At 73.6% G+C, this 22,096-nt stretch carries 19 protein-coding genes; 5 read left to right on the plus strand and 14 right to left on the minus strand.

What is annotated here, in order from left to right:
• Nucleotides 1–63 precede the first annotated feature (63 nt).
• Together ACWPWV_RS13055 and ACWPWV_RS13060 are read left to right on the plus strand one after the other, a co-directional pair.
• A complete protein-coding gene (locus tag ACWPWV_RS13055; RefSeq protein ID WP_454043401.1) occupies nt 64–789 on the plus strand; it encodes a lysophospholipid acyltransferase family protein in 726 nt (241 codons plus the stop codon).
• Nucleotides 786–1,847 carry an NAD(P)H-dependent glycerol-3-phosphate dehydrogenase gene (locus ACWPWV_RS13060; protein ID WP_454043402.1) on the plus strand — a complete coding sequence of 354 codons (1,062 nt, stop codon included), beginning with the start codon at nt 786–788 and terminating at the stop codon, nt 1,845–1,847. Before ACWPWV_RS13055 ends, ACWPWV_RS13060 begins: the two co-directional genes overlap by 4 nt.
• 11 nt (nt 1,848–1,858) lie before the next feature.
• Here ACWPWV_RS13060 and ACWPWV_RS13065 read toward each other — a convergent pair whose 3' ends face one another.
• The 8 genes from ACWPWV_RS13065 to ACWPWV_RS13100 all read right to left on the minus strand — a co-directional run bounded on the left by ACWPWV_RS13065 (nt 1,859) and on the right by ACWPWV_RS13100 (nt 10,110).
• Nucleotides 1,859–2,587, minus strand: a complete 729-nt coding sequence (locus tag ACWPWV_RS13065; protein ID WP_454043403.1) for an AMIN-like domain-containing (lipo)protein — start codon at nt 2,585–2,587, stop codon at nt 1,859–1,861.
• A 77-nt stretch (nt 2,588–2,664) separates the two neighbouring features.
• Complete coding sequence (locus ACWPWV_RS13070; RefSeq protein WP_454043404.1) at nt 2,665–3,843, minus strand: trans-sulfuration enzyme family protein; 1,179 nt, start codon at nt 3,841–3,843, stop codon at nt 2,665–2,667.
• A gap of 58 nt (nt 3,844–3,901) precedes the next feature.
• The gene (locus tag ACWPWV_RS13075) at nt 3,902–5,077 is read right to left on the minus strand and encodes an acyl-CoA dehydrogenase family protein (RefSeq protein WP_454043405.1); all 1,176 of its coding nucleotides are present in this window, start codon (nt 5,075–5,077) and stop codon (nt 3,902–3,904) included.
• A 93-nt stretch (nt 5,078–5,170) separates the two neighbouring features.
• The gene (locus ACWPWV_RS13080) at nt 5,171–5,953 is read right to left on the minus strand and encodes an ABC transporter ATP-binding protein (protein WP_454043406.1); all 783 of its coding nucleotides are present in this window, start codon (nt 5,951–5,953) and stop codon (nt 5,171–5,173) included.
• Complete coding sequence (locus ACWPWV_RS13085) at nt 5,946–6,704, minus strand: ABC transporter ATP-binding protein (protein WP_454043407.1); 759 nt, start codon at nt 6,702–6,704, stop codon at nt 5,946–5,948. The genes ACWPWV_RS13080 and ACWPWV_RS13085 overlap by 8 nt, the downstream gene beginning before the upstream one ends.
• Complete coding sequence (locus ACWPWV_RS13090; RefSeq protein ID WP_454043408.1) at nt 6,701–7,975, minus strand: branched-chain amino acid ABC transporter permease; 1,275 nt, start codon at nt 7,973–7,975, stop codon at nt 6,701–6,703. Before ACWPWV_RS13090 ends, ACWPWV_RS13085 begins: the two co-directional genes overlap by 4 nt.
• Nucleotides 7,959–8,843, minus strand: coding sequence for a branched-chain amino acid ABC transporter permease (locus ACWPWV_RS13095; RefSeq protein ID WP_251151710.1), 885 nt, complete (start codon nt 8,841–8,843; stop codon nt 7,959–7,961). Before ACWPWV_RS13095 ends, ACWPWV_RS13090 begins: the two co-directional genes overlap by 17 nt.
• A 7-nt stretch (nt 8,844–8,850) precedes the next feature.
• Nucleotides 8,851–10,110: an amino acid ABC transporter substrate-binding protein gene (locus ACWPWV_RS13100; protein WP_454043409.1), complete on the minus strand. Its 1,260-nt coding sequence runs from the start codon at nt 10,108–10,110 to the stop codon at nt 8,851–8,853.
• A gap of 230 nt (nt 10,111–10,340) precedes the next feature.
• Between ACWPWV_RS13100 and ACWPWV_RS13105 the strand changes: the two genes are divergently transcribed.
• Entirely contained in the window at nt 10,341–11,342 is a 1,002-nt protein-coding gene (locus tag ACWPWV_RS13105) for a LacI family DNA-binding transcriptional regulator (protein WP_454043410.1), read from the plus strand.
• A 96-nt stretch (nt 11,343–11,438) separates the two neighbouring features.
• On the opposite strand, the gene ACWPWV_RS13110 is transcribed toward ACWPWV_RS13105, so the two are convergent.
• From ACWPWV_RS13110 to ACWPWV_RS13120, 3 genes are all read right to left on the minus strand, one after another.
• A complete protein-coding gene (locus ACWPWV_RS13110) occupies nt 11,439–15,338 on the minus strand; it encodes a PQQ-dependent sugar dehydrogenase (RefSeq protein WP_454043411.1) in 3,900 nt (1,299 codons plus the stop codon).
• Nucleotides 15,339–15,587: 249 nt separating this feature from the next.
• Entirely contained in the window at nt 15,588–16,619 is a 1,032-nt protein-coding gene (locus ACWPWV_RS13115) for a CNNM domain-containing protein (protein ID WP_454043412.1), read from the minus strand.
• Nucleotides 16,616–18,007, minus strand: a complete 1,392-nt coding sequence (locus ACWPWV_RS13120; RefSeq protein ID WP_454043413.1) for a hemolysin family protein — start codon at nt 18,005–18,007, stop codon at nt 16,616–16,618. The genes ACWPWV_RS13115 and ACWPWV_RS13120 overlap by 4 nt, the downstream gene beginning before the upstream one ends.
• Nucleotides 18,008–18,239: 232 nt before the next feature.
• On the opposite strand from ACWPWV_RS13120, the gene ACWPWV_RS13125 reads away from it, so the two are divergent.
• Nucleotides 18,240–19,418 carry a D-alanine--D-alanine ligase family protein gene (locus tag ACWPWV_RS13125; RefSeq protein WP_454043414.1) on the plus strand — a complete coding sequence of 393 codons (1,179 nt, stop codon included), beginning with the start codon at nt 18,240–18,242 and terminating at the stop codon, nt 19,416–19,418.
• Nucleotides 19,419–19,454: 36 nt separating this feature from the next.
• Here ACWPWV_RS13125 and ACWPWV_RS13130 read toward each other — a convergent pair whose 3' ends face one another.
• Nucleotides 19,455–19,997: a DUF3515 family protein gene (locus ACWPWV_RS13130; RefSeq protein WP_454043415.1), complete on the minus strand. Its 543-nt coding sequence runs from the start codon at nt 19,995–19,997 to the stop codon at nt 19,455–19,457.
• 107 nt (nt 19,998–20,104) lie between these two features.
• Here ACWPWV_RS13130 and ACWPWV_RS13135 point away from each other — a divergent pair, with 107 nt between their 5' ends.
• Nucleotides 20,105–21,124 (plus strand): thiamine-phosphate kinase, encoded by a 1,020-nt coding sequence (locus ACWPWV_RS13135; protein ID WP_454043416.1) that lies wholly within the window; start codon nt 20,105–20,107, stop codon nt 21,122–21,124.
• A 63-nt stretch (nt 21,125–21,187) separates the two neighbouring features.
• Here the strand turns inward: ACWPWV_RS13135 and ACWPWV_RS13140 are convergent, their stop codons facing one another.
• On the minus strand, nt 21,188–21,703 hold the full coding sequence (locus ACWPWV_RS13140; RefSeq protein WP_454043417.1) for an N-acetyltransferase family protein: 516 nt from the start codon (nt 21,701–21,703) through the stop codon (nt 21,188–21,190).
• Nucleotides 21,704–21,881: 178 nt separating this feature from the next.
• Nucleotides 21,882–22,073 carry a 50S ribosomal protein L28 gene (gene rpmB / locus ACWPWV_RS13145; RefSeq protein WP_251151694.1) on the minus strand — a complete coding sequence of 64 codons (192 nt, stop codon included), beginning with the start codon at nt 22,071–22,073 and terminating at the stop codon, nt 21,882–21,884.
• Between the last annotated feature and the right edge of the window lie 23 nt (nt 22,074–22,096).

The following is a 22,096-nucleotide window of genomic DNA, read 5'->3' on the forward strand; positions in this document are numbered from 1 at the left end:
GGGCACCCGGGCGGGACCTCGGCGGGGCGGGACGGGCCGCTGGCCCCGGTAGGCTCGGTGCTCGTGCCGAGCCTGCCACCCACCCCGCGCGCGTACCGTGTCGTCGCGTTCTTCCTGCGACCGCTCCTGTCCGCGATCACCCGCCGCGACTGGCAGGGGGCGGAGAACCTGCCCGACCGCGGGTTCATCGCCGCCGCGAACCACGTCACCGAGATCGACCCGGTGACGCTCGCGCACTTCCTCTACGACCAGGGCAGGGCGCCCAAGATCACGGCGAAGGCCTCGCTCTGGAAGGTGCCCGTGCTCGGCGGCGTCCTCGACCGGACGGGGATGATCCCCGTCCACCGCGGCACCGCTGGTGCGGCCCAGTCGCTCGTCGACTCGACCGCGCAGCTCGACCGCGGCGAGTGCGTCGTGTTCTTCCCGGAGGGCACCCTCACGCGCGACCCGGACGGATGGCCCATGGTGGGCAAGACCGGGGTCGCGCGACTGGCCCTGACGAGCCGCGCGCCCGTCGTCCCCATCGGCCAGTGGGGCGCCGAGCAGATCCTGGCCCCCTACGGCAAGGTGTTCAAGCCGATCCCGCGCAAGCGCGTGTCGGTGCACGCAGGCACCCCCGTCGACCTGTCCGACCTCTACGGCCGCCCGCTCGACACGGCGACGCTGCGCGAGGCGACCGAGCGCATCATGGCGGCGATCACCGCGCAGGTCGAGCAGATCCGCGGCGAGAAGGCGCCCGCGGAACGCTTCGACATGCGCAGGAACCCCGGCTCGGAGAAGCGCCCGTGACGGCCGTCGAACCCGCGGTCCCGGCGACGACGCCCGACGACGGACGCGTCGTCGCCGCCGTCCTCGGCTCCGGCAGCTGGGGCACCACCTTCGCCGCGGTGCTCGCCGACGCCGGGTGCGAGGTGCGCCTCTGGGGCCGTGACCCCGACGTCGTCGAGCAGGTGAACACCGCGCGCCGCAACGAGAAGCGGCTGCCGGGGATCGACCTGCCGGCGGGCATCGCCGCGACCACCGACGCCGCGCAGGCGCTCGCGGGCGCGGGTCTCGTCGTCGTGGCGGTCCCGTCGCAGGTCGCGCGCGCGACGCTCGAGGAGCTCGCCCCCCTCGTCGCGCCCGGTGCGGTCGCGGTGTCGCTCATGAAGGGCGTCGAGCTGAGCACCGACCAGCGCATGAGCGAGGTCGTCGCGCAGTCGCTCGGCCTCCCGGCCGAGCGGGTCGCCGTCGTCTCCGGGCCGAACCTCGCCCGCGAGATCGCGCACCGGCAGCCGACGGCGACGGTCGTCTCGTGCGTCGACGAGGACGTCGCGCGGTTCGTGGCCCGCGCGTGCTCGTCGTCGTACTTCCGCCCCTACACGAACCGCGACGTGGTCGGCGTCGAGCTGTGCGGCGCGGTGAAGAACGTCATCGCGCTCGCGGTCGGCATCGCCCAGGGGCGCGGCTTCGGGTACAACACGACCGCGACCGTCATCACGCGCGGCCTCGTCGAGATCACTCGGCTCGGCCTCGCGCTCGGCGCGGACGCCGCGACCTTCCCCGGTCTCGCCGGCCTCGGCGACCTCGTCGCGACCTGCTCGTCGCCGCTGTCCCGCAACCACACGCTCGGCAAGCACATCGGCCAGGGCATGACGCTCGACGAGGCCGTGGTCGCGACGGGCGGGACGGCCGAGGGCGTGAAGTCCTGCCGGTCCGTGCTCGAGCTCGCGCAGAAGGTGGGGGTCGAGATGCCGATCACCGCGGGCGTCGTCGCCGTGCTGCACGAGGGCATGCCCGTCGACGAGATGGCGCGCGGCCTGCTGTCGCGGCCCCAGAAGGCCGAGGGGGTCTCCGCAGAGCGCTGAGGCGGTCGCGGTCAGCCGTCGTCGCGCACGTCGACGACGACGCGGGTCGGGTCCTCGAGCACGAACACGCGGAACGGCCGCTGCTCGTCGACGCCCACGAACGCCTGCGTGTACCCCTCGAAGACGCCGCGCAGGAGCACCTCGTCGATCACGCCGTCGTCCGCGGCGACGACCGGGTTCGGCTCGGAGTGCTCCTCGACACCGGTGTCCGCGGGGTAGCCCGAGCCGGAGATCATGACCTGCAGGAACGCGTCGCCCTCGACGTCCGCGGGCTTGCCGCTCCCGTCGTCGAGCGGCGCGTCGACGTACTCGACCCGCCAGCCGGGCGTCCCCGTCCCACCGAGCTCGAACACCGCGCGGTCGTACCCGTCGTGCTGCCCGACGCGGATGTCGGTCACGGTGAGCAGCGCCCCCTCCGACGGGTCGGCGAGGTCCGGGTCGGTGTTCGCCGGGAACGGGACCGACGGCTCCTCGGACTCGTCGGCGGGGGCGGAGGGCTCGTCGGTCGGGGTCCCGGTCGCGCCGTCGTCCGAGGACTCGGTCGGGCGCGGGGTCTCGCTCTCGCCCTCGCTCGTGGCCGACGCCGTCGGCGTCGGGTCGTCGTCCGCCCCGCCGTCGGTGGAGCACGCGGCGAGCGTCAGACCGAGCAGCCCGGCGGCCGCCGTCGCCACGGTCCGGTCGAACGGTGTCCTGGTCCTGGTCCTCGTCCTGGTCGCTCGCCTCGTCGTCGTCGTCGTCATCCCTCGATCCTAGGAAGGGCCGGTCACGCCCGCGCGACGGTCCGGACACGCTTCGGCGACGTTCCGACGGCCGTCCGTCAGCCGCGAGCCGAGCGCAGCGCCCCGTCCAGGTCGCGCCACAGGTCCTCGACGTCCTCGATGCCGACCGAGAGCCGCAGCAGGTCCTCGGGGACGGTGACCGACTCCGTCGCGAACCGCCGTCGCCGCTCGAGGCTCGACTCGACGCCGCCGAGGCTCGTGGCGGGGACCCAGAGGCGCACGGCCGCGACCACGGCGTCCGCTCCCTCGGCACCGCCGACGGGACGGACCCCGAGGATCGAGCCGAAACCCGTCATGAGCCGCGCCGCGCGCTCGTGGCCGGGGTCGTCGGGCAGGCTCGGGTGCCGCACCTCGGCGACGTCGGGATGGCCGGCGAGGCGACGCGCGAGCTCGGCCGCGCTCGCCTGCGAGCGCTCGACGCGCAGGGCGAGGGTCCGCAGGCCGCGCAGCGCGAGCCAGACCTCGAACGGTCCGGGGATCGCGCCGTGCAGGGTGCGGTACGCGCGCACCCGGCTCGCGACGTCGTCCGTGGCCGCGACCACGGCGCCGAGGACGACGTCGGAGTGACCGGCGAGGTACTTCGTCACGGAGTGCACGACGAGGTCGGCGCCGTGCTCGAGCGGGCGCTGCCCGAGCGGCGTCGCGAAGGTGTTGTCCACGGCGGTGAGGACGCCACGCTCGCGCGCCGCGGCGAGGACGACCGGCAGGTCCGCGACCTCGAGCATGGGGTTGGTCGGCGACTCGACCAGGAGGAGCGACGCCCCGTCGAGCGCCGCGACGACCTGGTCGGTGTCCGCGACGTCGACGCGGCGGACCTCGACGCCCGCGCGCTGCGCGAGGTCGTCGGCGAACCCGAGCGTCACCTGGTAGGCGTGCCGCGGGAGGACGACGACGCCGCCCGCCGGGACGAAGGAGAACACCGCGGCGATCGCGGCCATGCCCGACGAGAAGGCGACGGCGGGTCGGTCGGCGCCCTCGAGCGCGGCGAGCGCCTCCTCGAACGGGTGCCACGTCTCGGTGTCCATGCGCGCGTACAGCAGCTCGCCCGGCTGCTGCACGCCCTGCGAGACGTAGGTCGACGAGAGCACGACCGGCGGGTTGACGGGAGCGCCCTGCACCCGGTCGGGCCGCCCCGCCGCGACGACGAGGGTCGCGGGGGAGAGGCCGGTGTCGTGCGGGCCGGACGGGACGGCGTCGGGCAGGTCGTGCGAGGTCATGGCGGCAGGCTACGCCGCGTCCGGCACCGCGTGCCCCGGGCGACCGCCCGGCGGCTGCTCAGCCGAGCGGACCGAGCAGCGACTGGGCGACCGTCGAGTGGGCCGACTCGTCGTCCGACGGGTGGAAGAGCCCGGCGAGCACGTCGCCGTAGAGGCGGCCCAGCTCGTTGCCGGCGAAGTAGCTCGACCCGCCCGCGACACGCACCGCCTGCTCGACCACCTGCTTCGCCGTCTCCGTCGCGCGCACCTTGAGTCCCGCCGTGGCGCGGAACCAGCCCGCGCCGCGGTCGACGAGCGCGTCGAGCTCGCCCGCGACCGTGTCGATCTGCGGCCACACGCCGTCGAGCGCGAGGGCGGCGTCGGCGAGCCGCCACCGGATGTCGGGGTCCTGCGCGAGCGGCGCCCCGTCGTTCTTCATCGAGGTCCGGCGACGGGACGCGGCCACGGCGAGCTCGAGAGCGCGGTCCGCGATCCCCGTGTAGACGGCCGCGAGCAGGGTCTCGAACGTCGTGAAGATCCCCACGACGAGGGGGTCGAGGGTCGGGCCGGGAGCGAGGCGACGCACGACGCGCGCGGCGGGCGCGTGGGCGCCGTCGAGCACCGTCGAGCGCGACTGCGACGCGCGCATGCCCATCGTGTCCCAGTCGTCGAGGATCTCGAACCCGCCGGCGTCCCGGTCGAGGAACGCGTGCACGAGGCGCGGGCCGTCGTCGGACACGGTGTCGAGCCCCAGGACGCCGAGGCGCGTCCAGCCGGGGGAGTTGGACGTGAAGATCTTGCGCCCGTGGAACGTGTACCCGCCCGAGCCGTCGGGCCGAGCCTCGGTCCGTGAGCCGAGCAGGACGAGGTCGTTGCCCGCCTCGGAGTACCCGAAGCCGAACACCTCGCCCCGCCCGGCCTCCTCGAGCAGCCAGTCGAGCGACGAGTCCCCGCGGTCGTGGAGGTACCGCGCGACGCCCGTCCAGACGTGGTGCATGTTCACGGCGAGCGCCGTCGCGGGAGCGGCGCCCGCGAGTCGCGCCTGCTCGCGCGCCGTCTCGCGCAGGCCGAGCCCCGCGCCGCCGAACGACTCGGGGACGAGGGCGCGCAGGTAGCCCGAGGAGACCAGGTCCACCAGGTCGTCGACGAAGTACGCGTTGTCGCGGTCGTACCCGGCGGCGCGAGCGCGGACGGCCTCGAGGAGGTCGTCGTCGAGCAGGCGGCGGGCAGGTGCGAACGGGACGGGGCTGGGCATCGTGGTCCTCGGGTCGGTGGGACGGCAGCGGGCGTGGCCGGGAGGGACCCGGCCACGCCCACCGTACGTCGGCCCGCCGTCAGGCCGCCGCGCTCACCCGTTCGCCGACGCGGCGCGCTCGCCCGGGCGCCCGCCGAGGTAGAGCTCGGAGAGCTGCGGGTCGGCGAGGAGCTCGGGCGCCGGGCCCGTGATGTGGACGCGCCCGAGGTCGAGGACGCACCCGATGTCGGCGGTCTCGAGCGCCCGCCGCGCGTTCTGCTCGACGAGCAGGACGGCGACGCCGGCGTCGCGCATCCGCACGACCTGCTCGAACACCGTGGCCGTGGTCTTCGGGTCGAGACCCATCGACGGCTCGTCGAGCAGCACGACCCGCGGGCTCACCATGAGCGAGCGCGCGAACTCGACCTGCTTCTGCTGCCCTCCCGACAGCAGGCCGGCGAGCTGCTTCCACCGCTCGCCGACGATCGGGAAGAGGTTCTGCACGAACGCCACCCGCTCCGCGACCTGCTGCTTGTCGCGCAGCGTGTAGGCGCCGAGCAGCACGTTCTCCGCCACCGTCATCTCGCGGAACACGCTGTGCCCCTGGAGCACGTGCGCGAGCCCGGACGAGAGCATCTCCTGCGGGCCCTGCCCGGTGACGTCCTGGCCGCCCACGAGGATGCGGCCCGACCGGGGCTTGAGCAGCCCGCTCGCGACCTTGAGCACGGTCGACTTCCCGGCCCCGTTCGGGCCGACGAGGCACACGACCGTCGACGCCGGGACCTTGATCGTCAGCCCGCGCAGGACCATCGCCGCGCGGCCGTAGCCGGCCTGGATGTCGTCCAGCTCGAGGAGGTACTCCTGCTGCGCCCCCGCTGCGGGGGTCGGCTCAGACACCAAGGTAGGCCTCCAGGACTCGCGGGTCGGACTGCACGACGGCGGGGGAGCCCTCGGCGATGGGCCGACCCCGGTCGAACACGATGACGTGGTGGGACAGGCTCATGACCATGTCCATGTTGTGCTCGACGACGAGGAAGGTCCTGCCCTCGGCGTTGAGCTCCTGCACGAGCGTCCCGATCCGACCGATGAGCGCCGGGTTCACGCCGCCGGCGGGCTCGTCGAGCATGATCGTGTCGGGATCACCCATGAGGACGCCCGCGAGCTCGAGCAGCTTCTGCTGCCCGTAGGACAGGTTGCGCGCCTCGGCGTTCTCCAGGTGGTCGATGCCGACGCGCACGAGCAGCGCGCGCGCCTTGTCGATCTCCTCCGCGTTGCGCGCGCCCGCGAGGAGCTCGCGCACGCGCGTCCGGCGGACCGCGACGAGCATGTTCTCGAGCACGGTCATGCGCGGGAAGATCCGGCAGAGCTGGAAGCTGCGCCCGATCCCCGCCCGCGCGATCTTGTGCGGCGCCTTGCGCGTGATGTCCTCGCCGCGGAACGTGACCGTGCCGGAGTCCGGCTTGATCATTCCCGTCACGCAGTTGAAGAACGTCGTCTTGCCGGACCCGTTCGGGCCGATGAGCGCGTTGATCCTCCCGTGCTGGAACGTCACCGTCGCGTCGCGCACGGCGTGGACGCCGCCGAACGACTTGGTGAGCCCGACGGTCTCCAGGTTCCGGACCTCGGGTGGCGCTGTCGTGGTGGTCATCGGTCGTCCTCCTCGTCCTCTCCCGGACCCTCGGTGGGCACGGCGCCCTCCGCGTGCCGCGGCTGGTGCCCGACGGCGTCTGCCGCGGCTCCGGCGGCCGGGTCGCCGTCTGTGCTGGTCGCCGTCGAGGCCGACGCCGCGCGGTTGTGCTCGAGGAGGTCGGCCGCGGTCATCTCGCGGATCGAGGAGTCCTGCGGACCGAGACGCTTGAGGAGCGCCTGGGCCGCGGGGATGATCCCGTCCGGCATGAACAGGACGACGATGCCGAGGAGCAGGGCGGTGGCGACGAGGTGGAACTGGGTGTCGCCGAACTCGAGCTTGAAGTACTCGAGGCCGAAGCCGACGACGACCGCGCCGAGCAGGGGGCCGTAGAGGTGCCGGACGCCGCCGAAGAGCGCCATGAGCACCATGTACGAGCCCAGCATGATGGAGAACTGGAAGATCGGGTCGAGGTCGCCGAACCACAGCGCGTACATGCCGCCGGCGAGGCCGGTGAAGGTGGCCGAGACGACGTACGCGACGAGCTTGTAGTTGCGCGTCGGGACGCCGAGGGCCTGGGCCTTGTCCTCGTCCTCGCGCACCGCCTTGAGGCCGGTGCCGAAGCGCGAGCGGTCGATCATCCACCAGCAGACCAGCATGACCGCGAGGAGCGCGGCGAACAGGTAGAAGAACACGCGGTGGTGCTCGGGCCGGAGCAGGTCGGGGAACGGCCGCGGGACCACGAGCCCGTCCGAGCCGCCCGTGAACGACCCCCAGGCCTGGAAGACGAGCAGCAGGATCAGGACGAAGGAGATCGACACGATGACGAACGACGCGCCGCGCACCCGCAGGGCCGCGATGCCGAGCGGGATGGTGATGAGCAGGACCAGCAGGCCCGCGAGGAGCCAGGCCACGAAGCTCGGCAGGCCCAGGTCGCGGATGAGGATGCCCGTGCCGTACGCGCCGAGCCCGAAGAACGCGGCGTGGCCGAGCGAGACGTAGCCCGTGAACCCGCCCATGAAGTTCCAGGCGGTCGCCGTGCAGGCGTAGCACGCGACGACGATGCCGGCCGAGAGGATGTACGCGTTGGGCGCCATCGTCGGGAAGGCGAGGACGAGCGCGACGCCCACGGCGAGGGCGGCGAGGCGGACGACGCGACCCCACGGTCGCCGCGCCGCGGGCGGGGCGGGAGCGGTGGCCGGGCCGGCGCCGTCGGGCAGCGGGCCGCGCGCTCCGGGGGCGACAGGGCCCCCGGGCGGGCTCGCGGGACGGGTGTCAGAAGCGTTGCGCAAGGCGACCTCCGAAGAATCCCTGGGGCCGCAGCATCAGCGTCGCGAAGAGCGCGACGTAGAAGATGGTCTGCGCCCACGTCGTGCCGAGCGGCACCTGGAGCAGGCTCTGGCCGATGCCGAGGACCATCGCGGCGACGGCCGCCCCCGGGATCGAGCCCAGACCGCCGACGACGATGATCGCCATGAGCGGTCCGATCCAGTGCCAGTGGAGCGACGGGTAGATGGTCGCGTCGAGCGACAGCGCGGTCCCGCCGATCGCCGCGGTGGCGAGGCCGAGGCCGAAGCCGAAGCCCGCGACGCGGTCGGTCTTGATGCCGACGAGCTGCGCCGCCTCGCGGTGCTGGATCGTGGCGCGCAGCGCCTGGCCGAACCGGCTGTGCTTCATGAGGACGTACAGCAGGGCGAGCGAGAGGGCGGCCAGGGCGAACGCGACGAGCTTCACGACGGCGATCCGCGCGCCGAAGAACTCGATGCTCGCCCCGGAGTAGGGGAGCTGGATGCGCCGCTGGGTGCCGCTCCAGACGAACCCGATCATGCCCTCGATGAAGAGCGCGACGGCGAACGTCAGGAGCACCGACATCATCGTGAGCGTCGCGGGCCGCAGCCGGGTGATGAGCAGGCGCTGCATGCCCACGCCCATGAGGAAGAAGAGCGGGACCGTGACGACGAGGGACAGGAGCGGGTCCATCCCCGTCTGCTGGTTGAAGAACCAGGCGAGGTACGCGGCCAGGATGAGGAACGCCGAGTGGGCGATCATCACGACGCGCATCACGCCGAAGTAGAGGGTCAGGCCCGCTGCCAGGAGGGCGTAGAGCCCTCCCAGCAGCACGCCGAGCACGAGGCTCTGGAAGAGGAGTGTGAGCGTCACGAGGGGATCACCAGGCCGGCTTCGGGAAGATGAAGTCGGCCTCCTTGGTGTCCTCGGGGAGGACGATCTGGATCTCGCCGTCGACGTACTGCTGGATGAGGTGGGCGCCCTGCGGCTTGCCCGTCTCGTCCCAGGTGAGCGGGCCGACGACGGTCTCGACCTCGTTGTCCCGCAGCCAGTCGATCAGCTCCTGCTGGCAGTCGCCCTGCTCCGCGCAGCCGACGGCCTCGACGGCTGCGGCGACGACCTGCCCGGTCGTGTAGGCGTTGGCCTCGTCCTCGCCGGGCGGGTTGCCGTGCAGCTCCGTGTACCGCTCGACGAAGTCGACGTTGGAGGGCCAGCTCGCCGTCTCGGTGTATCCCGTGGGCGAGAGGATGCCCTCGGTCTTGGAGCCGATGGCGGAGGCGAACTCGGGGTTCGTGGGAGCCGTCGAGAACGCCGCGAGGTCGGGCTGGTAGCCGAGCTGCTGCAGCGCCACGATGAGGTTGACCGCGTCCTGGTACTGCGTGCCGCCGATGACCATGTCCGCGTCGGAGTCGCTGATCTTCGCGGCGATGGACGAGAAGTCGGTCGTGTTCGGCGGGTAGACCTCGTCGACCACGACGTCGAGGCCCGCGTCCGCGAGCTTGTCGCGCAGGCCGTACGCGGTGCCCTGGGCGAACGGGTCGTCCATGGCGGCGACGGCGACGGTCTGCGGGCGCTCGCCCTCGGGCATGGCGAGGATGTGGTCCGCGAGGTAGTTGTAGTGGTCGTCGGCGATGGCCGGGGCGGCGTAGAAAAGGTTCTCGAAGCCCTGCTCGAACACCTCGTTGGCCGCGCCCGCCGGCTCGACGAAGAGCATCCCGTACTCCTCGGCGACACGGGCGCTCGGCACCACGAGGCGCGTCGAGAACGGGCCGAACACGAGGTCGACCTCGTCCTGGGCGATGAGCGCCTCGTAGTCCTGCACGACGCGGTCGGCGTTCGACTGGTCGTCGAGGATCTTCAGCTCGACCTGGCGGCCGAGCAGCCCGCCGTCCTCGTTGACGAACTCGGCCCAGGCCTCGTACCCGCGCTGCACGCCCTTGCCCGGCTCGGAGAAGTCGCCGGTGAGCGGGAGCGAGATGCCGACGACGATGGGGTCGTCCTCCGACCCACCGCCTCCGTCTCCTCCGCCGCCGCCGGAGCAGGCGGTCAGGACCAGGGCCGTGGTGGACAGACCGGCGGCGACGGCGATCGCGCGGCGGCGGGCGGTGCGTGCGGTGCGTGCGGGCAACCGTGAAGACATGGGACTGGGTCTCCCTACCTCGTCGTAGTGAGGAACTCACCCGTACCTCGGTGTACGGAAGCGCTTTCGTAAGCGCTTTCGTCACAGTACGCTGTCGACAGCGCTTGTGGCAAGCGTCACAACGAGGTGTCAGCCGCGGCGGTCGGGCGGCCGGCCCGCGAACGATCGGAGTGGCTGTGCGGGGAGAGGGTCGTCCGGTCCGGGAGCGGAGCTCGCCACGTCTCGTTGACGTGGCCCAGCGGGCCGGCGTCTCCCTCGCGACCGCGTCGCGCTCGCTCTCGGGCAGCGTGGGCGTGTCGGAGGAGGTCGCGGCGCACGTCCGCACCGTCGCGACGCAGCTCGGCTACGTCGCGAACCTCCACGCCCGCACGCTCGCCGGCGGCAGGACGTCGGTCGCGGGCCTCATCGTGTACGAGATCGGCGACCCGTACTTCGCCGAGATCGCCAGCGGCGTCGTCCGCGTCGCGGGCGAGCACGGGTGGAGCGTGCAGATCAGCCACACCGAGCGCGAGCCGGCGGCGGAGCTGGCGCAGATCCGCCTCCTGCGCGCGCACCGGGTCGGGGCCGTCGTCCTCGCCGGGTCCGGGTACGTGGACCCCACGATGGAGGACGAGTCCGGCCGCGAGCTGGCCGCGTTCGAGGAGTCGGGCGGCCGTGTCGTCGTCGTCGGGCGCCACCGCCTGCGGTGCGACGCCGTGCTGCCCGACAACGAGGCCGCCGGGGAGAGCATCGCCGAGCACGTCCTCGGGCTCGGCCACCGCCGCCTCGCGGTCGCGGCCGGCCCCGCCCACCTCACCACGATCGCCGACCGGCTCGCGGGCATCCGGACGGCCGTCGCGCGCCACGGTCTCGACCCGGATGCGCTGCCCGTCGCGCACGCGCCGTTCACCCGCGAGGGCGGCCGCGACGCGACGCGGCGGCTGCTCGACGACCACCCCGGCACGACGGCGATCCTCGCGCTCAACGACGCCATGGCGACAGGGGTCCTCTCCGTCCTGCGCGAGCGGGGGACCGCCGTGCCGCAGGAGGTGTCCGTGACGGGCTTCGACGACATCCAGGTGGCCCAGGACCTCGCGCCGGCACTGACGACGGTACGGCTGCCCATGAGCGAGATCGGCGCGGCCGCCCTCGAGCTGGCGCTGCGGCCGGCGTCGGCCCGGCCCCGACGCCGGTCGACGGGCCACGCGCTCGTCGTGCGCGACTCGACGGCGCCCCCGGCCGGCCGCGGCTGACGGTCCGGGCGTCCACGGCCGGGACATCGAGGTCGGTCCCACGGCGGAGGGGGTGCGCGCGGGCACCCGCGCACACCCCCTCACGTCAGGCGGGCCTCACCCGCAGGTGTGCGCGCCGTGCTCCACGACCACCTCCGACGACACCTCCTCGCCGTCGACGGTCGCCTCGGCCGTGACCGTGACGGACCCGGCCGCGAGGGACGGCGCCCGGACCGCGAAGGCCTGGTAGGCCGACGCCCCGGGTGCGACGTCCGCGACCGTCCGGCTGCCGAACGCCGTCGAGAGCGTCACGTCCGCCGGCACGTCGCTCGCGTTCGTCGCGGCGACCGCGAGGTACGTGCGACCTGCGAGGCAGCGCGGCGACACCTGGACGTCCAGCGCGATCTCGGCCGGCTCCTCGGCCGCCGTGACCGTGAGGTCGCGCAGGCGGCCGGTGTTGTCGAACGAGCCGAACCCGACGCGGCCCTCGGCGAACGTCGTGTCGCTCGCGGTGAGGAGCGGGTCGTCGAGCCCGTCGACGTAGACGGCGATGTCCCCGCTGTCCGCGCAGCGCACGACGCGCACGTCGTGCCACTCCTCGTCGGTGACCGCAGGCGGCGCGCCGACCGCCCCGTCCCACTGGTCGTCGATCCGCTCCCGGTCCTTGCCGTCGACCTTGAAGATCCCGTTGTGGGCGTAGATCGTGTTGTCCTGCGAGAGGTGGGCGTAGTAGTACTCCGTGTCCGACTGCCACCCGAAGACGACGATGACGTCCCGGTTGTTCACGGAGGCGGGAGCGTCGAGACGTACCTCGGCGTCGAGCGCGAACGAGCCCAGCGCGGGCCCGTCGGTGAGCACGGCGTACTCGAACGGCCGCCGGATGCCGTCGTTCGGGTTGTCCCCGACCTCGGCGAGCACGATCTCCTCGCCCGGGAACTGCCACTTGGCCGGCGTCCGGGGAGCCCAGCTCTCGGCCCCCATGACGTCCGTGATCTGCTCGCCCGCGGGTGCGCACGACGGCGGTGCGGGCGGTTCCACGGGCTCGGCGCCGAACAGCGCGTACTGCGCGGCGACCTGCTCGGGCGTCGGGACGGTGTCGAGGAACATGAGGTCGTCCATCCGCCCGTGGAACGGGTTGGCCTCGCGCGTGTCCTGCGGGAAGCTGCCCCCGATCTTGAGCCCCGCCGGGTCGGTCGGGGACGTGGCCCCCGCCCCCCAGGGGTTGGCGGCCGTGTACCGGCCGGCGAGCTCCTCGCCGTTCATGTAGAGCTTCATCTCGCCGCCCGCGAAGTCGAACGTCGCTGCGAGGTGGACCCACGTGTTCCGCTCGAGGATCTGGTCCCACGGCAGGTCGGCCGCGAAGGTCCACGACCCCGCGCCGTCGACGCGCCGGCCGAGGGCGACCAGCTTGAGCTCGCCGTCGACGGTGATGACCTCGAGGAGCGCGCGCACCGCGTGGCCGTCGGAGGTCCCCGTCAGCACACCGGCCAGGCCGATGGCGTTGTACCGGTCGTCGGGGTTCGCCGTGCCGGAGTTCGGCGCGGGGTGCTCGCCGGTGGGCTTGAACCAGCCCATGACCGAGATCTCCTCGGTGCCGGCGAAGGCGCCGAGCGAGTCGACGCCCGCGGCGTCGTAGACCCCGGCCTTCCAGTCGTCGTTCGAGGACGTGAGCGGACTCATCTGCTGGGTCTGCAGCGCCTCGCCCGCACCCGGGTAGGCCCGGTCCGCGACGCGCATCTCGACGCCGCCGTTGACCAGCTCGATGTCGGTGCCCGACCACCCCTGGTCGGCCTCCCACGTGGGCGCGCCCTCGGCCGGGTGGTCGAAGTCGTAGTGCGCGACGAGGTTCGGGGCGAGCTCCGGCAGGGCGACGGGCGACGACGCGCCCGCGTGCCGGGCGCCGGTGACCTTCCAGATCTTCCCGTTCGCCTTGGAGATCAGGTACAGCTCGCCGTCGGCGTCCGACCCGAACCGCAGGTCCACCCGCCGGTCGCCGACCAGGTCCTGGAAGGTCGTCTCGGTGCCGTCCTCGAACACCCGCAGGTGCTCGATCTCCGCGAGGTCCGCGATGTCGCCGTCGTTGCGCACCATCTCGTCGGCCTCGGTCGCGAGCACCCAGCCGCGCACGAGGTCGGTGAACAGGTACCGGCCCTGCAGCTCGGGGATGTCGCCGCGGTAGACGAAGCCGCCGTTGAGCGCGACGCCCGCGTCGCCGGTCTGCCCGGGGTCGCGGTTGTGGTCGTACGCCGCCACGGGGTAGGTGAAGTCGAACCGCTCGGCGTCGTCCGCCGGCAGGGGGTAGATCTGCCGGTTGTCCGCGACGAAGGAGCCCTCGCGCACGGACCAGCCGAAGTTGTCCCCGGGCTCGACCGCGTAGACGGACTCGACCTGCCACTCGCCGATGTGCCCCAGGTACATCGTGTGGTCCCCCTCGGGGTCCCAGCTGATGCGGTGCGGGTCGCGCAGGCCCACGGCGTAGATCTCGGGCAGCGCGCCCGGCTCGTCGAGGAACGGGTTGTCGTCGGGGACGCCGTACCGCCCGTTGGCGCTGTCGTCGCCGAGCGGGTCGATGCGCAGGACCTTGCCCTGCGGGGTCGCCAGGTTCTGCGGGTTGCCGTTGCCCACGCCGTTGCCGCCGTCGCCCACGAGGACGTAGAGGTTGCCGTAGTCGGGGTCGCCCGGCTCGACGGTCGGGTTGAACGCGATCTGCTGGACGGTGTGCACGCGTCCGGCGAAGGGCACGCGCAGGACCTCGCGGCTCGTGCCCGCGAAGACCTCGGCGGACGGGTCCGTCGCGGTCCACTCGGTGAGGACGCTGTGGAAGGCCGTGTTGCCGTAGCCCGGGAAGTCCGGGGTGTCCTGCGTCAGCGCGGTGCCCGCCTCGGTGTGGACCGTGTAGAACTTCCCGTTCTCGGCGAACTCCGGGTGGAACTCGGCCGAGCCGAGGCCCGTGCCGAGGCCGGCGCTGTTGTGGAAGTTGTCGAGGAACGCCTGCCGGACGTCCAGGTACGGCACGTGCTCGCCCGAGTCCTTGTCGACCGTGTAGAGCACGGCGTTGTTGTCGGGCACCATCAGCCGCCCCGACCCGTCGGGGATCTCGTCGAGGTGCGTGATGCGGTTGTGCCGCACCAGGCGCTGGTCCTGGGTCGCGGGCGTCGTCGTCGACGCGGGCAGCTGGGCGAGCTCGGTGACCTCGATGCCCAGCGCCGAGGGAGCGGGGTCGGGCAGCGGGTTGAGCAGCGGCTCGCTCGGCGTGGTGCCGCCCGCGGCGCAGTCGGCGGGGTTCCCCGTGGGGATCGCGAGGTTCTCGCCCGCGGTGTCGACGGCGACGTCGTCGAGCATGAGCCGTCCCGCGCTGCTCGCGCCGTTGATCCAGAAGAACCGGTCGAGGGCCCCGGTGACGGCCTGGCGGAACCCGAAGAGCTGCTCGGTGCCCTCGGGCAGCCGTGTGACGTCCTCGTACGGGCCGCCCTGGCTGTAGACCGCGACCTTGTCCGCGGCGTTGTCGGCGACGATCCACACGCACTGCCAGGTGTCGCGCGACCACACGCCGGCGGGCTTGAACCCCCCGCCGTCGCGGACGAGCATGACGTCGTTGTTCTGGTTGTTGACGTAGGCGCGGCTGTTCACGTAGTCGGACGGCGCGTCCACGTCCGTGATGCCGAACGAGGTGTCGACGCTCCCCGTCCGCATGAAGCGGAAGAACACGGTCCCGGTGTCGCCCTCGGCGATCCCCGGGACGGCGCGATGGGCCCTCTGCCCCCCGCCGACCATCTCGAGGACCTGGTTGTTCGCGTTGAGCGGGTCGGCGACGACCTGGGCCGCCGTGGAGGCCGACCACCCGTCCTGGCCCGTCAGCGCCCTGCGCTCGTAGGTCTCGAAGCTCAGGACCTCGCTGAACTCCTCGTCGGCCACCTCGGCGGCCGCCGGCGGCCCGAGGAGGGTCGCCCCCAGGACGGTCGCGAGGGAGAGCGAGAGGACCGCTCTGCCTCGCCGTCTCGACTGCGTAGACGTCATCGTCTGCTCCACTTCGTCGGATGGTGCGCACCGTCGCGCCGCGGGTCGTGCGGGGTCGGGTGGGTGTCGCCACGTCGCCCCGGGGTCGTCGGTCCGCTTCTCCTGTCGGGTCGTGCACGTCGGTGTGCACGACTCCTCGCAGGCTAAGGAAAGGGTTTTCCCTCGTCAAGAGGAAGGGTGGCGTGTCGGCGCACGACGAAGGGCCCCGGCGGTCCGTGCCGCCGGGGCCCTCGGTCACGCCCTCCGGCGTCAGGCGGAGAGCACCACGGCCGGCTCGTCCGGATGCGGAAGGATCCGGCGCAGCACGTCGGCGAGCGTCACCACGCCGACGAACCGGTCGCCGTCCATGACCATGGCGAGCTGTTCGCTCGACTCCCGCATGCGCGCGAGCGCGGCGTGCACCGTCGTGCCGGACTCGAGCACGAAGCCCGGCCGGGTGAGCTCACGAGCGGGCCGGTCGTCCGGCTCGAGGAGCGTGTCCCGCACGTGGACGACGCGCGGCACGGCGCTGCCGTTCTGCAGGAGGATGCGCAGGTGCCCGGAACGGGCGGAGGCAGCGCGGACGGCGGCCGCGTCGGCGTCCGACGGGACGGACGTGAGCGTGGCCCCGGGCGGGACGAGCGCGTCCACCGTGAGGGTCTCGAGCTCGATCGCCCCGGAGATCTGCGCCCGGTACGAGGCCTCGAGCGCGCCGACGTTCGCGGAGTGCTCGACGAGGTGGCGCAGCGTCGCGGGGTCCTGCCCGCCGCCCTCGACGTTCTCCACCGGCTCGACGCCGACGGCGCGCACGCACCGGTTGGCCAGCGCGTTGAGCCAGCGCAGCAGCGGGCGGAACGCCCACATGAAGCCGCGCATCGGCAGCGCGAGGAGCGTCGCCGACCGCTCGGGGTGGGCGATCGCCCACGACTTCGGCGCCATCTCGCCGATGACGAGGTGCAGGAACGTCACCACGATCAGCGCGAGGACGAAGCCCGCGACGTCGGCCACCCACAGCGGGGCGCCCCACGTCTCGATCACCGGCGTGATCCAGTGGTGCACGGCCGGCTTGGTGATCGCGCCCAGCGCGAGCGTGCACGCGGTGATGCCGAGCTGGGCGCCGGCCATGAGGAGCGTCAGCTCGTTCGAGCTGCGCAGGGCCGCCCGGGCCGCGCGGCTCGTGGCCGCGGCGTCCTCGAGCCGGTGCCGCTTGGCGCCGAGGAGCGCGAACTCCACGGCGACGAAGAACGCGCTGAGCGCGATGATCGCGACGGTCGCCGCGACGACGACCCCGGGGTTGCTCATCGGGTCTCCTCCTCGGTGGTCGTCTGGTGGCTCCGAGCCCCGCCGCGGTGCTCCTCGAGCCGGACCCGCACGAGGTGCGGGACGTGGCGCTCGACCGACAGGACGTCGACGACGAGGCAGCGGGTGACCGGCTCGTCGTGGACGAGGTCGGCCGGGTCGAGGGGGAGCGGGACCTCGATCGTCTCGCCGGCCCGGGGCAGCGCCCCGTGCTGCGCGATGAGCAGTCCGGAGACCGTCTCGTGGTCGCCGCGCGGCAGGTCGTGGCCGATGGCGCGCTCCGCCTCGTCCAGGTGGACGTCGCCGCCCATGACCCACACGTCGTCGTCCTCCGCGGTCACGGTGACGGGCTGCTCCGGGTCGTGCTCGTCGGTGATCTCGCCGACGACCTCCTCGGCCAGGTCCTCGAGCGTCAGCACGCCGGTGAAGCCGCCGTACTCGTCGATCACGCACGCGAGCTGGTTGCGCGTGCTCGTCAGCTGCGCGAGCGCGTCGGGCAGCATCATCACCGTGGGCAGGACCACCGCGGGACGCATGAGCGCGGTCACCGGGGCGTCGTCGGGCAGGGGGGTGGCGAGCAGGTCGGCGAGCTGGACGACGCCCAGCGGCTGGTCGGTGTCGTCGACCACGGGGTAGCGCGTGTGCGCGTGCGCCATGAGCTCGCGGACCTCGGCCACCGTGGCCTCCGGCCGGACCGTCCCGACCCGCGAGCGCGGGATCATCGCGTGCTCGACGTCCTGGTGGGGGAAGTCGAGGATCCGGTCGAGGAGCACGGACAGCTCGTCGGGCAGGTCGCCGCTCTCGCGCGACTCCGCCACGATGTGCTCGAGGTCGCGGGCCGTGGCGGTGCTGTCGACGTCGTGCACGGGCTCGATCCTCAGCAGGCGCAGGAGCGCGTTGGACGCCTTGTCGAACACGGCGATGAGCCAGCCGAACACCGTCAGGTAGGCGGTCGTCGAGCGGGCGAGCCCGCGGGCGAGCGGCTCGGGCCGTGCGATGGCGAGGTTCTTCGGGAACAGCTCGCCGAAGAGCATCTGGACGATGGTCGACAGCACGAGGGCGAGCACGGTGCCCACCGCGACACCGACGCCGCTCGGGACGCCGACACCGCCGAGCATGGTGCCGAGGGACTCGCCGATCAGCGGCTCGGCGACGTAGCCGACGAGCAGCCCGGTCACCGTGATGCCGAGCTGCGCGCCGGACAGGACGAAGGAGGTGCGCCGGGTGACGGCGAGCGCGCGCCGCGCGGACTCGTCGCCCGCGGCGGCCTTCGCACCGAGCCGCGACCGGTCGACGGTCATGTAGGCGAACTCCTGGGCGACGAAGTACGCCGTCGCGGCGGTGATCGCGAGGACCACGAGGAGTCCGAGGAGGAGGGACAGGAAGGTCATCACCGGGCCCGCACCGTCCTCCGGTCGTCGCGGACGCGGTGTCGCGTCCTGTCGCCGGGGCCGGTGCGGCCGGGACTATGGTCGGGGTCGTCGGCCGCGGGGGCCTCGAGAGTCATCTCTTCCACGAACGACCCCAACGCGGCGGCCCTCCGATTCGTTCCCGTGCTCGACGGGAGACCCTCGCCGCGGAGGGCGCCTGGCGGAGGACGCGGGTCCGGTAGGGTCGTCCGCGATGTCCAGCCAGCAGCCCTCCCCGCACAGCGCCGAGCCCGACCGGGCTCAGGACGCGGCCTCCGCCACGCCCCGCAGGATCCGCGTCCTGCTCCTCTTCGGGGGCCGCTCCGGCGAGCACGCCGTCTCCGCCGCGACGGCGGCCGGGGTGCTCCGGGCGATCGACCGGACCCGCTACGACGTCGTCCCGGTCGGCATCACGCCCGACGGCGGGTGGGTCCTCGCAGCGGACGAGCCCGAGCGCTGGGAGATCGCCGACGGCCGCCTGCCGCGCGTCGAGGCGACCGGCGAGGAGGTGGTGCTCCCGCTCGCGACGGACCGTCGCGGCGTGCGGGTGCTCGCGCCGGGGGAGATCCCGCGCGAGCTCGGCGAGGTCGACGTCGTCTTCCCGCTGCTCCACGGTCCGTACGGCGAGGACGGGACGGTGCAGGGGCTCCTGGAGCTCGCGGACGTGCGCTACGTCGGCGCCGGCGTGCTCGCGTCGGCGGTCGGCATGGACAAGCACTTCATGAAGCTCGTGCTCGCGGGCCAGGGCCTGCCCGTCGCGCCGTACACCGTGATCCGGCCCGGCGAGTTCGAGCGGAACCCCGACGCGTGGACGCAGACCGTCGCCGGCCTCGGCCTGCCCGTCTTCGTCAAGCCCGCGCGGGCCGGGTCGAGCCTCGGCATCTCCAAGGTCGACGACCTGGCGGACCTCCCGGCCGCGATCGCCGAGGCGCAGCGGCACGACCCCAAGGTGCTCGTCGAGGCCGGCGTCGTCGGCCGGGAGATCGAGTGCGCGGTGCTCGGCGGTCGGGACGGCGGCCGCCCCCGGGCGTCGCTGCCCGGGGAGATCGTCGTGACCGGCGCGGACCACGCCTTCTACGACTTCGAGGCCAAGTACCTCGACGAGGCGGGCGTCGAGCTGTCGTGCCCGGCCGACCTGCCCCCGCACGTCGTCGCCGAGGTCCAGGACGTCGCGGTGCGCACGTTCGAGGCGGTCGGGGCCGAAGGGCTGTCGCGCGTCGACGTCTTCGTCACCGCGGACGAGCAGGTCGTCGTCAACGAGATCAACACGATGCCCGGCTTCACGCCGTTCTCGATGTACCCCCGCATGTGGGAGAGGTCCGGTCTCGCCTACCCCGACCTCATCGACGAGCTCATCGCGCTGGCCCTCGAACGGCCCACGGGCCTGCGCTGAGCCCCGCGGGCCGCCCCACGGCGCTTCGGCGGGGCGTCAGCCGGCGTCGCCGGCGCCGACGCACGCGCGCGTCTGCGGGACCTCGAGGACCGCGGGCGTGAGGTCCGCCACGAACGACGTCGAGTGGTTCGCGGCGACGGCCGGAGGCACGACGACCTGGACCGCCGGGTCGCGGCCGTAGGTCGTGAAGGTCCACGTGCCCTCGCCGTCCTCGGCCACGAGCCAGTCCACGGTCCCGGACGTCGACTCGACGCTCTGGCACGCGGTCGTCGTCGGCCCGGGGACCTCGACCCCGCAGCGCAGCGTGACCGCGGCGCCCGGCTCGCCCCACGCGGCGGTCGCCTGGCTCGTCGTGCCGACCTTGGGCAGGTCCTCGGCGAGCGCCTCGGGCACGGCCAGGACGACGTCGGCGCACAGCGGGTTCGCGGCGTCGTCCGCGACGGGGACGCCGATGCGGGGGGCGCACGCGCTCGCCGCGACCGTCACGGCGGCGACCACGGGGAGGACGACGGCACGGCGCGCGCGGCGGCGTGCGGCACGCGGGCAGGAGGTGGGTCGGGCAGGGGTGGTTCCGGGCACGCGACCACGGTAGCCGTCTCCCGGCCCTGCTCGGGACCTGTGCCGTCGGCGGCGACGTGCCCGCCGCGGGGACTCCTGCGCCGTGCGGCGACGGCTAGGGTGGCGGCGTGAGCGAGACGCCCCTGCTGGTCCGCGACGTGGCCGAGGAGGAGCTCCTCGCCCGGATCTTCCCCCTCCTGCCCGCCGCGCCGACGACCATCGTCGGCCCCGGAGACGACTGCGCCGTCGTCGCGGCGCCCGACGGCCGCTACGTCGTGTCGACCGACGTGCTCGTCGAGGACCGGCACTTCCGGCGCCGGTGGTCGACGGGGTACGACGTCGGGTGGCGTGCGGCGATGCAGAACCTCGCCGACGTCGCGTCCATGGGCGCGCGGCCCGCGGCCCTCGTCGTCTCGCTCGTCATGCCGGGCGACCTCCCCGTCGAGTGGGTGACGGGGCTCGCGCGCGGCCTCGCCGCCGCGTGCACGCCGGCGGGCGCGGCCGTGGTCGGCGGCGACCTGTCAGGTGGCGACCAGGTGGTCGTGGCCGTGACCGTCCACGGCGACCTCGAGGGGCGCCCGCCCGTCCTGCGGTCCGGCGCACGCGCCGGGGACGTGGTGGCGCTCGCGGGGACCGTGGGCCGGTCGGCGGCAGGCCTCGACCTGCTCTCGACGGGACGCCCCGAGCCGTGGCTCACCGACGCCTACCTGCGGCCGGACCCCCCGCTGACGGCCGGTCCGCGCGCGGCCGACGCCGGGGCCACGGCCATGATGGACGTCTCCGACGGGCTCCTGCGCGACGCCGGCCGCATCGCTCGCGCGAGCGGCGTGCGGATCGACATCACGAGCAGCGCGCTGGACGCGGACCGCGCCGCGCTGCGCGGCCCGGCGCTGGTGGCCGCCGCCGAGGGCGTCAGCCCGCAGGCGGTCGCGGCGGGCGTGGACGGGTGGCGCGTCGTCGTCGACGACTGGGTGCTCGCCGGGGGAGAGGACCACGCGCTGCTCGCGACGTTCCCGGCGGGCACGGCGCTGCCGGAGCCGTTCCGGGCCGTCGGGACCGTGCGCGGCGCGGACGACGACGGGCCGCGCGTCACGGTCGACGGCGGACGGCCGGACCGCGCGACGGGGTGGGACCACTTCGGCGCGTGAGCACGCGGGGTCGTCCGCCGACGGCGGCCGTGGGGCGTGCGCCGCCCGGGACGCGGGCGGGCGTCAGCTCCGGCGGTAGCGGACGGCGGTGAGGTCCCTGCCGCCGATGTCGTCGCGACGGTCGACGCCGTCGGGCGCGAAGCCGTGGCGGCGGTAGAAGCGGCGCGCTCGCTCGGCGTCCTCGAGGACCCAGAGCGTCACGACGACGCCCGGCGGAACGTCGGCGAGCAGCGTGCGCATGAGGTCGCGCGCGACCCCGCGTCCCCAGGACTCGGGGTCGAGGTAGATGGCGTAGATCTCGAGGTCGCCGACGTCGGCGTCCTCGTCGCGGCTGGGGCCGAGGGTCGCGAAGCCGATGGTCCGGCCGTCGGCGTCCGCGAGCCACGTGCGCGCGCCGGGCGTCGAGAGGCTGTCGACCCAGTGCTTCTCGCGCTGGTCGACGTCGAGCGAGGCCAGGTACTCGTCGGGCACGATCCCCGCGTACGCACCGCGCCACGACGCCACGTGCACCGCGGCGATCGCGCTCGCGTCCCCGGGGCGGGCGGGGCGGATGGTTACCTCGCTCAGTTCCGTCACCATGGACAAAGCCTGCCATCGGGCGGCGTTTCCGCCAAACCGGTTTGTCCCGACCTCCAGGAGATCTCCGCATCCGGCGGCCAGGGCGGGAGCGGGCCGGCCGCGCCGGTCATCCGGGTCCGGGGACGACGAAGCGCCCGCCGGCAGGGCCGACGGGCGCTCCGTGGAGGCGTTCTCGCGATCAGGCGGGACGCGTGACCTTGCCGGCCTTGAGGCACGAGGTGCACACGTTGAGGCGCTTGGGCGTGCCCGACACCACGGCACGGACGCGCTGGATGTTCGGGTTCCAGCGGCGCTTCGTGCGGATGTGGGAGTGCGAGATGCTGTGCCCGAAGCCCGGGCCCTTGCCGCAGACGTCGCAGTTGGCAGCCACGGTTTCTCCTGATCGTCGTGCAC

This window comes from Cellulosimicrobium sp. Marseille-Q8652, assembly GCF_965112045.1.

Bases quoted from the DNA above. Each gene is read 5' to 3' on its own strand.
- ACWPWV_RS13140 (WP_454043417.1), bottom strand. From the start codon at position 21,703: ATGGTGACGGAACTGAGCGAGGTAACCATCCGCCCCGCCCGCCCCGGG.
- ACWPWV_RS13085 (WP_454043407.1), bottom strand. From the start codon at position 6,704: ATGACCACCACGACAGCGCCACCCGAGGTCCGGAACCTGGAGACCGTC.
- ACWPWV_RS13100 (WP_454043409.1), bottom strand. From the start codon at position 10,110: ATGTCTTCACGGTTGCCCGCACGCACCGCACGCACCGCCCGCCGCCGC.
- ACWPWV_RS13125 (WP_454043414.1), top strand. From the start codon at position 18,240: ATGTCCAGCCAGCAGCCCTCCCCGCACAGCGCCGAGCCCGACCGGGCT.
- ACWPWV_RS13110 (WP_454043411.1), bottom strand. From the start codon at position 15,338: ATGACGTCTACGCAGTCGAGACGGCGAGGCAGAGCGGTCCTCTCGCTC.
- ACWPWV_RS13070 (WP_454043404.1), bottom strand. From the start codon at position 3,843: ATGACCTCGCACGACCTGCCCGACGCCGTCCCGTCCGGCCCGCACGAC.
- ACWPWV_RS13065 (WP_454043403.1), bottom strand. From the start codon at position 2,587: ATGACGACGACGACGACGAGGCGAGCGACCAGGACGAGGACCAGGACC.
- ACWPWV_RS13075 (WP_454043405.1), bottom strand. From the start codon at position 5,077: ATGCCCAGCCCCGTCCCGTTCGCACCTGCCCGCCGCCTGCTCGACGAC.
- ACWPWV_RS13115 (WP_454043412.1), bottom strand. From the start codon at position 16,619: ATGAGCAACCCCGGGGTCGTCGTCGCGGCGACCGTCGCGATCATCGCG.
- ACWPWV_RS13120 (WP_454043413.1), bottom strand. From the start codon at position 18,007: ATGACCTTCCTGTCCCTCCTCCTCGGACTCCTCGTGGTCCTCGCGATC.